The following is a 12,843-nucleotide window of genomic DNA, read 5'->3' on the forward strand; positions in this document are numbered from 1 at the left end:
GCCTGTAGGTAAAAAAATCATTAGAGGTCAGCCAACAACGATTACTTAATGGTTGTTGACTGGTACTTATTACATAAACATGCATCAAACAAATGCAATGAACACTATTTTTGTTGTTGTGCTATCCAGTCGTTGATGACTTCTTCGAGTACAGCTATTGGCAGTGAGCCTTGGCCAATTACGGTGTCGTGAAAGCGGCGAATGTCAAAATTAGCGCCAAGTTCTTTTTCAGCTTTTGCGCGGAGCTCGCGTATTTTTAACTCGCCCATTTTGTATGAAAGCGCTTGAGCAGGCCATGAAATATAACGATCAATTTGGTCTTCTACGGCACTTTGCGGCAATGCCGTATACTCGTTTAAGTAGTTAATCGCGCGCTCTCGACTCCAGCCAAATGCGTGAATACCAGTATCAACAACTAACCTAACTGCGCGCCACATTTCGTAGCCTAAACGGCCAAAGTCGCTGTATGGGTCTTGATAAAAACCCGCTTCTTTACCAAGGCGCTCTGCATAGAGCCCCCAGCCTTCGCCAAATGCAGAGTGGTTCAGTGTGCGTCTAAACTCTGGTACATCAAGCTCCATTGCTATCGCATTTTGTAAATGATGGCCTGGTATGGCTTCGTGCAAACTCAAGGCTTCTAAATTATATAAAGGTTGTAACGAAGGCGTTGAAGCTAAAAAGTAAGTGCCTGCTGAGCGATTATCTGCCGGTGGCATATAAAAAGCGCCTCGACTTGCGGAGTCTTTAATTGCGAAGGTGTTACGCGGTAAATGGCCGAAATAAGTCGGCAACTTGCCATACATTTTTTGCGTAATGAAAGCTGCTTTTTCTAACAAATCTTGTTTGTCGGTGGCATAAAACTGCGGATCAGTGGCTAAAAATTGTAAGAAGTCAGCATATGTGCCCTTAAAATTCAGAGAGTCAATAATGGCCTGCATTTGGGCTTTAATACGTGCAACTTCTTGTAGACCTAACTCATGGATCTCTTGAGGTGTTGCTTGTGTGGTAGTGTAGTAATTTACTGCGTATTGGTAATATTCAAGGCCACCTTTAATACTTGAAATACCAGGCTCAGTCCTACAATTTGGCATGTAATCATCAACAAAAAAATCATAAAAATGTCGGTATGCAGGGATTACTTTATTGCTAATCAGTTTTTTAGCTTTTTCTTGATAAGCTGCCTTTTGCTGTTGGCTAAAGGTGTTGGGCATACGAGTGAATGGCTCGTATAAGGCACTATTTTTGGGATCTTTGACAATATGCGCACTGATGCTCTGTTCGTAGTTTTTAAAGGTGGTGCAATAGTGTGTGTAGCCTTGCTGTACGCCTTCTTTCATTAGGCTTATGTTTTCTTTATTAAAGCGGGGGTAGTCATCCAAACTGATTAAAAAGTTGTCGTAGTCGGCGGTGGTTAAAAACGCCATGTTAGCGGGAGCCTCGGCAAAGTACGTGTGCCAACCACTTAAAAAGTTTACAGGAAAGTACTTATCATATGACTGGTAGCTTTTTTGCTCGGTTTCGCGCTCGTATTTAAAAAGTCGGTAATTCATTAACTGAGTTTTACTGAGAGATTGCGCGTCAATAGCGGCTAGTTTTTGCAACACTTGGTTGTTATATGTTTGGCGTTTTTGTATTGCTTGCTCAGTCCAGTTTGCAAGTTTGCCATTGGGTTTCCACCCGTCAGGATCGGTACGGAAAAATATTTTTTCACTTTGTGCATGCTGCCAGTGCTGATCAATTATATTTTTTAAATCAGTATTGTCATCAGCGAGGCTTGGCAATGAAAAAAGAGTTAAAGAAAGAGCCAATAGATTTATTTTATGCATGTTTTTTCTCATTATTAGCAAGTTAGTATTTTATAAAACAGTGGTGTATGACGTTAGTTTTGAGTATTTTATGTTTAAATTAGGGTATCAAATTAACGTTGTAAATGCGCTGGCTTTTTCAGTTGGGACTAATTACAAACTAATTATTCATTGAGATCGACATCGATGATAAAGCAGTACAACATAGTCTCGCGGTTAAGCTATTTTATAAGGGGTTTTCATTGGATTCACTGACACAGGTTGTACTTGGCAGCGCAGTTGCTTATTCAGTATTAGGCAATAAGCTTGGTCGAAAATCATTACTGGTTGGTGCGACGTTTGGCACCTTGCCTGATTTAGATGTTTTGATAAATTATGGCTCCGAGATTGAAAACTTTGTTTATCACCGCAGCTTTAGTCATTCTCTATTGATGCAGCTTTTACTTAGCCCTTTATTTACCTGGCTAATGCTTAAAATGAATTGGGCTAAAAGTGTTTCGTGTACCAGATGGTCTGTGGCCATTTTTTTAATTTTGAGTACTCACGTCTTACTTGATAGTTTTACAGTGTACGGCACACAGTTACTGTGGCCGCTTTCGACATACCCATTTGGCATTTCGAGTATGTTTATTATTGACCCCGCGTACACTGTGCCATTGATAGTCTCAACGATCATATTGTGTTTTGAGCGTTTTAAGCTCTATGCGCAGTACATTAATAGCTGCGCGTTGATTCTCAGTTCGTTTTATTTAATCTGGAGCTTAGTTGCAAAGTGGCATATCAATGAGAAGATTCATCTGGCGCTGAACAATAAAAATATCGAATTTACCCATTATGAAAGTACGCCTACGCCCTTAAATACGTTACTTTGGCGAGCAGTCGCGGTAACTGAACAAGGTCATTATGAGGTTTATGCATCGGTATTTGATGCAATAGAAAACGTTAATATAGATTTTTACCCGACAACAAATACATTATTAACTCAGCTTGATACAGAAAAGCCCATCACATTATTGCAAAATTTTACCAAAGGCCTTTACGCTGTGTATCAACAAGATGAAAAGTTGATAATGAGTGACTTAAGAATGGGCCAAGAAAGTTATTATGTATTCTCGTTTGTGGTTGCACAGCAACGTAACCAGCAGTGGGTTACCGGGGGTTACCAAAGGCTGAATTATAGGCTTCCACTAGATAAGCTCGGGTTCATTTATTCGCGTATTACAGATCCTAGTGTTGATTTATCAACTAAAGCTATTCACTGATAAGGCGACCTAAATCTAGTTTCCCCCCTTTTATAAGGGGGGGGGCTTTAAGAGATCCTAATAAAGTACTTATTAGTTAATCACTGCAGGGTACCAATTGGCTAACACGACCCCAAATAAACCCACTAAAAATACAATGGCGATCAATACCATTAAGCTTGCAGTGGCAAGTGTAATAACTTTATTCGTGGTATCTTCTGCATACCTTACCAGCTCAGCAATAAGCAAAGGGAGCACATATGAGCAAATACTTATAGCTAACACCGTTGGGCCGGTAAACGTGGTGGTATCGACTCCTAAAGTACCAAATATTAAGAACCAAGCAAAAATCATCAAGCGAAAAAATAATACCCCATTTGCTGCGAGGTATAAGCGTATTGCCCATATTTTATGAAGGCTAATATTACGATTTTTGGCGGCTATTATTGCTAATATACTTGATAAAATGACCACGCAACCACCAAATATAGTTAATCCTTGCATTAATGTGTTGCCAACGGTTCCTCTGGCTATCATAAGGTAGATACCTGCTACAGAGATGGTACAGGCGAGCAACACAAAAATACGGCCGTTATAGCGATGAAAGCGAGGGTGCTTTGTTCGTATAGAGGGTATTAGTTGTAAGCTGCCGCCTATTATCATCACGATGGCTAATAATACATGTAGCGCATACATAAAGTTTCCAGTTGCGTCGTTAGCAACATAGGCGGTGCTATTTAGACGACTCCAACCAGAGATTCCTGTAGTGACGCCCGTAAGCCCGTATCCCAATGAGAGGTAAGTCACAAAGCAGATTTGTGCTATCAGCAGGCACGTAAACCATATTTTTTTACTATTATTAAGCAATGTACTTGGGTTTAATTTAATTTTATGCATTGATGTTTTCTTTTTCTGAATTAAACGAATAACGCAAATATAAAGGGCTTGAAGGGCGGTTTCTTATCAAATTTGAAATTTGAGCAATGATATATTGTGGATTTTTGACATTAATTAATTTATACAGACACATTCCCTCACAAAGTCTTTTTGCTTACTGAAAAGTAACTTTGTACTATGGTGGCTAGGCAAGTTTATACATCAGGTAAAAGTGCACTGTTATGCAAAATACGTCTCCTTATTTTATGCTTATTTTTGTTTGTATGAGCTTGATGCTTTTAAATGGGCTTAAAAAAGATAAGCAGCTTGTTCATTATTTATTTGCCATATTTTGTGGCTCGCTGTGTATGGTAGGGGCGCAAAAAATTAGTGCTCCACGCTTGGGTGAGTATCAATACTTTATTGGTTTGTTTACTTGCGCAACGTGTAATGTTTCGTGGTTAATTTCACGGGCCTTATTTCGTGAGCATAACCCTATTTCACGCAGGCATGTGGCAGTTGCTAGCACCATCGCGCTTTTGATCATGTTTAATCAAACATGGCACTATTTAGTTAGCCTTGACCCGCAACCACTTTCTAGCAGTCATATAATGTGGCGATTAAAACAAGGCATGAATGAAATAACAGGTTTACTTTCATCGTGCATTTTAGTGCTTTCTTTTTGGGAGTCGCTGAGAGGTTTTAATAGCAAAACACACGCTCAAAAAGTGCAATCAGTGATTTTTGCAAGTGCGTACTTTTTAGCGGTTTTTAATGCCAGTATATTACCTGTATTTATATTTAGCCCAGCGGAGATTGAGCTATATAACCCGCTAATTATCACTTCTTCTGCACTGTTAATTGTATTTGCAATGCACACTGTTATGACCCTACAAGCAAGTATCGCCAACAAGCAAACGCTACCTCAGAATGATGAGGTTGGATTTGATAGTGATGAAGTAAAACATCTTAGCAAAAGCACTCTTCATCAAGAGCAAGTACCACCTGAGTTGATAGCTGGTATTTCTGAACTCATAAATGAACAGCAATTATTCTTACAAACGAACCTTAAAATTTCAGATTTTGCGCAAGCGCTGATGGTGCCTGAATATAAAATTAGCCGAGCGATTCGATATCATTATAAGGTTGCTAACTTTAATCTGTTTATTAATCAATACCGTGTAAATTATGCGAAAGGGTTATTAGCAAGTGAGCAAGCTAAAGAATGGAGTATTTTGAGCATTGCACTTGAGAGTGGCTTTTCGTCTCTCGCAACGTTTAATCGGGTATTTAAAAGCATTGTGGGCGATATTCCTAATGAGTATAGAAAACAAAGCGACAATTATAATAATGCGAATGTAGGGTCTTGTTGATTATCTAAAATGGTTGGCGGTTGTAACTTTATTTTTCGTACACTTATATTTTGTTGTTTTTTAATTTTCTGTGGCTATTAGCCTGTATAAATAACTTAAGGAATACGTTGAATTATTTAGCTCATCTTTATTTGGCAAAACCTACGGCTGATTCGCATTTTGGTAATTTACTCGGGGATTTTGGTGGTCGTAAATATACTGAAAATCTCCCTTTATCAGTTGTAAATGCGCTAAATAACCATTATTTGGTTGATAAGTTTACCGATGCTCACCCTTTAGTTAAAGACGCTAAGGTGTATTTTTCACCACAACGAAGGCGCTTTTCGGGCGTGGCGATAGATGTGTTATTTGATCATTTTCTAATTAAGCATTGGCAAACCTTTGAACATCAGCGATTAACTGACTTTAAACATATGAGCTTTGGTTTTTTACATCAGCGTATGCCTGTTATGCCTTGTAAAATGCAGCGCGTTATAACGAGTTTGACTGAAGATGATTGGTTTAAAGAATACGAAACTCTCGAAGGAGTAGGAGTTGCACTTGATAATATAGCAAAGCGCATTCGCTTTATTAATGAGTTTACTGGTGCGGTGGAGGATATCAAGCGTAATTACCGTGAGTTAGATGCGCTATTTTTAGCGTTTTTTCCAGAACTTATTGAGCATGTGAGACAGCAGGGGATTGAAGAGCTCTAAGCTTTCAGTAGTTACGAGAGTAGAGTAACCAGCCGCAAATTTTGAAGCTCGTAATCCGTTTCTCGTTACTTAATAAATCAATCATCAGGCCCTTTAAGGGTGAACACTAAATGCTTGCGCATATCTTTTAAGATAACCCCTTTTTTAAGCATTGCACCACTTAAGCGTTTTTGCCACTTTAAAAGTTCTGGTTCTGCTGCCGCTAGTGCTTGTTCATCCTCAAATTGAAAACACATTAGTAGTGAGCCAGGAAATAAGTGATATTCCACATCAAACCAGCATTGCAACATACCTTTTAGTTCATTGCGACCTTGTTCTTCTATTGTGTCGGCAACATTCAGTACAAGTGCTTGTTGCTTGATTTGCACGGCAGAGAGTTTTTTCATTGTGTAATCCAAATTAGATGGCTGAAAATAAAGCCTGAAAAAGTGATTATACCTGAGCTTGTTGGCAGCCAGCAATGTGGCGGTAAGGTTTTTATAGAATGAGGTTTAGTTTGACGATAAACTATTTTTAATATTGGCGCTAAAGCTCGGTAATTATTGCAAAATAAACATTGATGGTAAGTGTTTTTACCCTATGCTTTAATGATAAAAAAGTAAGGGGGCGTTATGAGTAGGGATAAATCTGTAGTTAATAAATATGTAGCTGTAATGGCCGTATCAGGAGTATTAATTTCACCAGTATCTGTTTTGGCCAAAGAGACGAAGCAATTAGTTGAACAGTTATGCAGTAGTTGCCATAGCCTTAAGAATCTCGATCGCAGTGCGGGTTATAGTCAAGAACATTGGAAAACGCTTATTAGCTACATGGTTGATACTGGCTCAGACACGCAATTAACTCAAGACATAAGTGCTTATTTAGCAGAACATTATCCAGTTAACGCTAAGCGTGACTCAAAGGTAGTTGATGGAGAGCTCAAGTTAAACTTTAAATATTGGCAAGTGCCAACACTTGGCCAACGTGCGCGAGACCCAGTACAAGGTAAAAACGGCATTATTTGGTGGGTTGGGCAATGGGGAAACATCCTTGGCCGTTTAAATCCTAAAACGGGTGATATGAAAGAATACACCTTGCCAAGCGGCACCTATGCGCACAGTGTCTCACTTGATAAAAACCAGACGCCTTGGTTTTTAGGTAATAAAAATGGCACCGTTGGCTATTTAGATTTGGCAACAGAGCAATTTAAAGTTTATAAAATGCCAGATGTAAAAGCTCGCGACCCGCATACGGGTGTGTTTGATGATGCTGGGACGTTTTGGTTTACCCTGCAACACAGTAATATGATTGGTAAACTTGACCCCAAAAATGGCGACATACAGCTTGTTACTTTACCAACCAAAGGTTCTCGTCCTTATGGAATAAAGCTTGATTCAAATGGTACGCCTTGGGTGTCATGCAACGGCAGCAACTGTTTAATTAAAGTTGATAAAAACTCTATGCAGCTGAGCGAAATCAAACTGCCTGGCGCGAAAACTCATACTCGGCGACTTGCCATAACGCCGAATGATATGATTTTTTATGTGAACTCCGGCATGGGGAAGCTTGGTCGTTATAATCCAAAAAATGGTGAAATTACCCAGTGGGATAACCCCAGTGGCAAAGATAGTCACCCGTATGCCATTGAATATGCTGATGACGCTATTTGGTTTAACGAGTCAGCAAAACGACCTGAAACCTTAGTTAGGTTCGACCTTGCAAGCGAAACCATGCAAAGCTGGCAAATACCCAGTAAAGAGGGCGTTTATTCTGGCTTAATAAGGCACATGCGAATGGGTAATAATGGGCTTATTATTCATCAAACAGCAACCAATCAACTAGCTGAAATTACATGGTCCAAGTAATGTTTGTGTTCCATATTTATTGTTAACCCCAATGGTTATGTATGGTGGGGTTCAACTGGCAAACTAGCTACGTTTACCCACCTTTTAAACATGGCTAAACCTAATGAAAAATGATTAATTAAGTCCGTGTTTCTTTGAGTCTTTACTATTGGTTAGCTATTATTAAATTTGATTTAGTGCAATAATTGTTAGGATTTTTAAAAGCGGCAAATAAAATAACAAGCGTCGCGCAGTAACCTGAGGGATTTTAGGGTATGTACAGGATGTTTTTCTTTTTAATTTTTTCAACAAACCTTCTTGCTAATGATGTTAGTGAAATGATAAATCGAGTTTATCATGGTCATACGACAACGATTGAGTCCAAAACTATATTAAATACGCTTGAAGCAGGTATGCCCTATGACAATAGTGTGGATAATGCACGCGTTATGGCTTTTAAATGTTGGTTTCTCGAAACAGACACAGCGCAAAAGCGGTATACATTCAAATCTTTTTTTACGCAGGCTACACAGGTGGTCAATAGATCTGGCTCTAAAGTACTTCAGTACTCACTGAATGTGTGTGAAGGCTCACAACTTTATAACCAAGGGTTATATACTCAAACAATAGCCAAGTTAAGCCCGATTGCTGAACTAGCTCTCACACCCCAACCCCGTAGCCATGAGATGTATTCTGTTATTGGTCTTGCAAATAAGGTATTAAACCGAGTGTATGTAGCACAAGGGCGGTATAAACTCGCTTTTGCTGCAGCGCAACAATCTTATCAGGCTTATTATCTAGCTGAGAACCCCTATGAACGGGCTCTAAGCCTAAGAGAAATAGCTGATATACATTTAGCGCTATATAATTATGACTTAGCGATTGAGCAGTTCCAGCGGGCTAAGTCAGAGTTAGCTGTATTTAATGTACAAGAGCAGTATAAAATCACTGACGAAATTGCTTATGCGTATGAACAAAAAGGGGATATTAATAAAGCCATTCCGCTTTACTTATCGATTTTTGACCCTGTTAGAAAATTTGAAGATGATGATGCTTTTGCATATTTAGTAATCAAAGTTGCAGAGCTGTACACACAATTAAGTGAATTTGATAAGGCCAAGCTTTATTTTAATCAAGCAAAACAACTTTCATTTAGTAGTGAGTGGATTATGCAGTTGCATGCATTAGCGCATGGCGAGTGGTTTTTAGCTACAGGTGACCTTGCTGCTGCAAAGCGAGAAAATGAAATGTTAACTCAATTTGAAAGGCTGCAAACAAGGCCAATGGGGTTCACTAAGCGCTACCTTGCGTTTCTTTCGCAGCTGAGTGCGCAATTAGGTAACTACAAGCAGCAAGTAGATGCACAAGACCAGTTGCTGCGAATAGTAAATGGCCAAGTGAAAAGTGTAGCTGATAGGGTATTATTATCAGAGCGATTAATGTTTAATTTTAATCAGCAAAATAGAGAAATAGCCAGGTTAGAAGAAGTAGCCGAAATTAAAGGAGAACTTTTGGATTTAGCGCTGGATAAATCTTTTTGGCAGCGAACGGCTTTAGCTTTTATGTGTGCACTGTTTTTATTTTTAACTGTATACACTTACAAGCAAGTTCAACATAAAAAGCATTTCAAACTATTAGCATTAAAAGATGAGTTAACGGGCATTGCAAACCGACGTGCTATTTTAGATATGAAAAAAAGGGCAATTAGTCAGGGTAAAGAAACTGGTAAAGCAAGTTCGCTCATCTCTATTGATATTGATCACTTTAAAGCGGTTAACGATGAATATGGCCATGATGTTGGTGATGAGTTGATAAAGTCAATCGTTAATACCTTGTCTCATTCGATACGCTCATCGGATCAAGTCGGCCGAGTAGGTGGGGAAGAGTTTTTAATTGTGCTTGAACAGCAGTCTTTGCCACACGCTATAGATGTTGCGCAAAGGATTAGACGTTCTATAGAGTTGCAAACTCATACTGCAAAAAACATTAAGGCAACCGTGAGTATGGGAGTGGTCGAAGTCAATGCTACTGAAACCCCTGAAGAAGCAGCTAAACGTGCTGATCTTAATCTTTATGAAGCCAAAAAAAGTGGCCGAAATACCATTGTTGCGTAAAATTTTTTAATACAAACTAAATCAACGGGCTTTGAGATACTTTGTAAATGATTAAAAGCCCGATTAACCAACTTATCTTATTCACATAAGTTTATGCATTTTATTTGTTAGCGAATCCTATTTTTATAAGATATGTAAACTTGTCTCTTTCTTTGTAATTATGCCCTAGTTACGGCGTAATTTATTATTAAATTAAGAACTATAAGTTAACATCCATGCTTATTAATTTGGTTTCCGTTTTAATATCAATATATTAACGTATTTTTGTTTCTGAGTTAGAAATTTGTCCAGCTTGGTATAGAGATTGAAGCTTTGTACATAGCTGTCGCTTAAGTTAGCGGTTGTGTTTTATCAAATTTTTACTAAACGAGGAGATTAGAATGAATAGCTTACAGTTTGATTCAATGATGAAAAAAAGTATGGCACGTATTTTAAAACCTGCTTGTGCCGTATTATTTGCCAGTGTATGTCTACAAAATAGCGCCTTGGCGAATATTGACGTTGAAATGTATCAGGCAACCAAGGCCGGGCAGGGGCAATCATTAGGCATCATCACGCTGTCAGAAAATGAACACGGTGTTACTTTTACCCCCGATTTAAAAGGATTAACTCCTGGGCAGCATGGTTTTCACGTTCATCAATTTGCTAGTTGTGAGCCTAAGGAAAAAGATGGGAAAGTTGTTCCTGCTGGGGCTGCTGGTGGGCATTTTGATCCAAACAGCGCTGAACACCACGATGAGCCTTGGAGTAACGGTCACTTAGGCGATTTACCTGCGTTATTTGTTAATGAAAATGGACAAGCTAAATCCCCTGTTTTAGCGCCAAGGCTCAAGCTTGAGCAGCTTAAGCAACATGCAGTGATGATCCACCAGGGAAGCGACAATTATGCTGATGAGCCTAAGCCATTAGGTGGTGGCGGTAAACGTGTTGCTTGTGGCGTAATTAAGTAATAGTAATACGGAGGTCATTTATGCCTTATCAAAATACAAGCGAGTTACCTGAGTCAGTAAAAGATAACTTACCAAAGCATGCTCAAGAGATATATCAAGAGGCTTTTAATAGCGCTTGGGACACTTATGAGGATCCCAGTGATAGAAAAAACGATGACGACCGTGAAACAACTGCACATAAAGTTGCTTGGTCTGCGGTTAAAAACAGCTATCATAAAAATGAGCAGGGCAATTGGGTGAAGTCGAATAGCTAGCGATTGTTGATCTGTTGAGCAAAAGCTTTGCCATTAAAGGTTAGTAAAGCCTAAATAATTTAAAATAGCTTCTACATTACTGTAGCGGCTTTTTTTATGTCTATGTGGAACACATGAGCTCGATATTATGTAAAGTGGAAAGACGTTAGTTTAACGTTAAAAACAATAACAAGTTATCGATTATCGATAATTTTTGTTGTTTTTTAATTTTTTCAGTGCCATAGTAAGTTCTTTACTAGGGGAGCTTAAAATGAAACATAGGTTACTAACTGTTGCTACGGTAGTGTTAGTTGTGCTGCAAACTGCATGTACGACAATCTCAGTTAATGAGTCACACTTTTTGAATCCAGATCAAAAGATACAGGTTAAAGAACTCAATAAAATAGAGCCAACAGCGACAGCAGAAAACATAACTATTAATGGGTTTGACGATGTCACGTTGAGTGGCACCTTGATAACGGTTGATAATGCACAAGCTACAGTTATTTATTTTGGTGGTAATCAATTTCGTGTAAGCGTTGCTGGTGGTGAACCTGCACAGCAAATACTGCCAATGAATGTAAATATTTTAATGGTTGATCATCGAGGTTACGGTAATAGTGAAGGCACACCAACAGTTGAAAACTTAAAGCGTGATGCATTGTCTGTTTATGATTATGCCGCCAACCTTGTTGACCTTGAGAATGCCCCTATTATTTTGCATGGGCACTCTTTAGGCAGTATGATTGCAGGGTACGTCGCAAGCGAGCGATCTGCGGATGCGTTAGTACTTGAAGGCAGTATTACCAATGTGCAGCAAATGACATCGCAACGTATACCTTGGTTTGTAAAGCCGTTTGTAGAGCTTCATTTTAGCGATGAACTCGCTAGGGTTGATAATTTAAAAGTTGTGGAATCATTTACAGCCCCGCTTTTAATCATTACTGGTGAAAATGATACTCAAACACCACCTGTATTAGCTGAAACTTTATATCAACATGCGCTTTCAAAGCAAAAGCAATTATATATTGTAAAAGGCAAGCACCATGGTAATGCATTAACTGGTGATAAGTTACAGCTACATTATCAGCGATTAGTAAAGCAGTTGAACGAAAAGAAATCTTAAAATGAAAAAAATAATAATGATGAGTAACGTAATACTAACGTTACTTTTTTTGACCCTAGCTACTTTATTAATAACCGTCCTTGTAATGTTACTTAATGGCAGTGATGTTTTAAATTTTACTCAAGCTAACGGTACCCACTTGTGGATAGGGCTTGATGTGACCGGTTCTTGGAAAAGTACCGCAAATACATTATCGGCAAATAGTTTTAATACAATAGCTTGGTTGGCGTTACCGCAAATGCTGCCATACGTCATTATAAATCTTATTTTAATACGCTTATTCATGCTTTACCGCCAAGGGTTGTTTTTTAATTTAAAAAATATTCAATGCTTTAAATGGCTTGGTGGCTTATTAATACTACAATTTTTGTTTGTTGCTTTTTATCCCGCGTTGTTAGTAACACTGCTAAATATGTTCACAGGTAGTGAGCTCAAACGAGCTGTAGTGATTCAAGATACCGACATTATAGGCTTTATAGTTTGAATCGCCCCGTGTTTGCCAGAGACTCAATAACTTGAGAAACTGGAACTATGAAAAAATCAAATCGCTATACATCAGAATTTCGTGAACGTGCAATTAGGCTTGTTACCACACAACAGCATGAAT

Annotated in this window: 12 protein-coding genes; 9 read left to right on the forward strand and 3 right to left on the reverse strand. The window is 38.7% G+C overall.

Annotated elements, in window-relative coordinates:
• Window positions 1-104 precede the first annotated feature (104 nt).
• Window positions 105-1,826 (reverse strand): DUF885 domain-containing protein, encoded by a 1,722-nt coding sequence (locus QMA12_RS20485; RefSeq protein WP_290211292.1) that lies wholly within the window; start codon window positions 1,824-1,826, stop codon window positions 105-107.
• A 221-nt stretch (window positions 1,827-2,047) separates the two neighbouring features.
• On the opposite strand from QMA12_RS20485, the gene QMA12_RS20490 reads away from it, so the two are divergent.
• Entirely contained in the window at window positions 2,048-3,067 is a 1,020-nt protein-coding gene (locus QMA12_RS20490) for a metal-dependent hydrolase (protein WP_290211293.1), read from the forward strand.
• Window positions 3,068-3,139: 72 nt separating this feature from the next.
• On the opposite strand, the gene QMA12_RS20495 is transcribed toward QMA12_RS20490, so the two are convergent.
• On the reverse strand, window positions 3,140-3,943 hold the full coding sequence (locus QMA12_RS20495) for a DUF2306 domain-containing protein (protein WP_087532366.1): 804 nt from the start codon (window positions 3,941-3,943) through the stop codon (window positions 3,140-3,142).
• 221 nt (window positions 3,944-4,164) lie between these two features.
• Between QMA12_RS20495 and QMA12_RS20500 the strand changes: the two genes are divergently transcribed.
• Complete coding sequence (locus tag QMA12_RS20500; RefSeq protein WP_290211294.1) at window positions 4,165-5,295, forward strand: AraC family transcriptional regulator; 1,131 nt, start codon at window positions 4,165-4,167, stop codon at window positions 5,293-5,295.
• A 107-nt stretch (window positions 5,296-5,402) separates the two neighbouring features.
• Entirely contained in the window at window positions 5,403-5,990 is a 588-nt protein-coding gene (locus tag QMA12_RS20505; protein ID WP_290211295.1) for an ACP phosphodiesterase, read from the forward strand.
• Between the two features lie 77 nt (window positions 5,991-6,067).
• On the opposite strand, the gene QMA12_RS20510 is transcribed toward QMA12_RS20505, so the two are convergent.
• Window positions 6,068-6,376, reverse strand: a complete 309-nt coding sequence (locus QMA12_RS20510; RefSeq protein ID WP_087532364.1) for a hypothetical protein — start codon at window positions 6,374-6,376, stop codon at window positions 6,068-6,070.
• Window positions 6,377-6,601: 225 nt separating this feature from the next.
• On the opposite strand from QMA12_RS20510, the gene QMA12_RS20515 reads away from it, so the two are divergent.
• From QMA12_RS20515 to QMA12_RS20540, 6 genes are all read left to right on the forward strand, one after another.
• Window positions 6,602-7,834: a cytochrome C gene (locus tag QMA12_RS20515; RefSeq protein WP_087532363.1), complete on the forward strand. Its 1,233-nt coding sequence runs from the start codon at window positions 6,602-6,604 to the stop codon at window positions 7,832-7,834.
• 254 nt (window positions 7,835-8,088) lie between these two features.
• Window positions 8,089-9,927, forward strand: coding sequence for a diguanylate cyclase (locus QMA12_RS20520; protein WP_290295308.1), 1,839 nt, complete (start codon window positions 8,089-8,091; stop codon window positions 9,925-9,927).
• A 380-nt stretch (window positions 9,928-10,307) separates the two neighbouring features.
• Window positions 10,308-10,877: a superoxide dismutase [Cu-Zn] SodC gene (sodC, locus tag QMA12_RS20525; RefSeq protein WP_290211297.1), complete on the forward strand. Its 570-nt coding sequence runs from the start codon at window positions 10,308-10,310 to the stop codon at window positions 10,875-10,877.
• A gap of 20 nt (window positions 10,878-10,897) precedes the next feature.
• Window positions 10,898-11,131, forward strand: a complete 234-nt coding sequence (locus tag QMA12_RS20530) for a ChaB family protein (RefSeq protein ID WP_290211298.1) — start codon at window positions 10,898-10,900, stop codon at window positions 11,129-11,131.
• Between the two features lie 250 nt (window positions 11,132-11,381).
• Complete coding sequence (locus QMA12_RS20535; RefSeq protein ID WP_290211299.1) at window positions 11,382-12,236, forward strand: alpha/beta hydrolase; 855 nt, start codon at window positions 11,382-11,384, stop codon at window positions 12,234-12,236.
• Between the two features lies 1 nt (window position 12,237).
• Window positions 12,238-12,720, forward strand: a complete 483-nt coding sequence (locus tag QMA12_RS20540) for a DUF2975 domain-containing protein (protein WP_290211300.1) — start codon at window positions 12,238-12,240, stop codon at window positions 12,718-12,720.
• Window positions 12,721-12,843: the final 123 nt, after the last annotated feature.

Origin of the sequence: Pseudoalteromonas sp. APC 3893, assembly GCF_030408095.1 — a bacterium.
GTDB lineage: Bacteria > Pseudomonadota > Gammaproteobacteria > Enterobacterales > Alteromonadaceae > Pseudoalteromonas.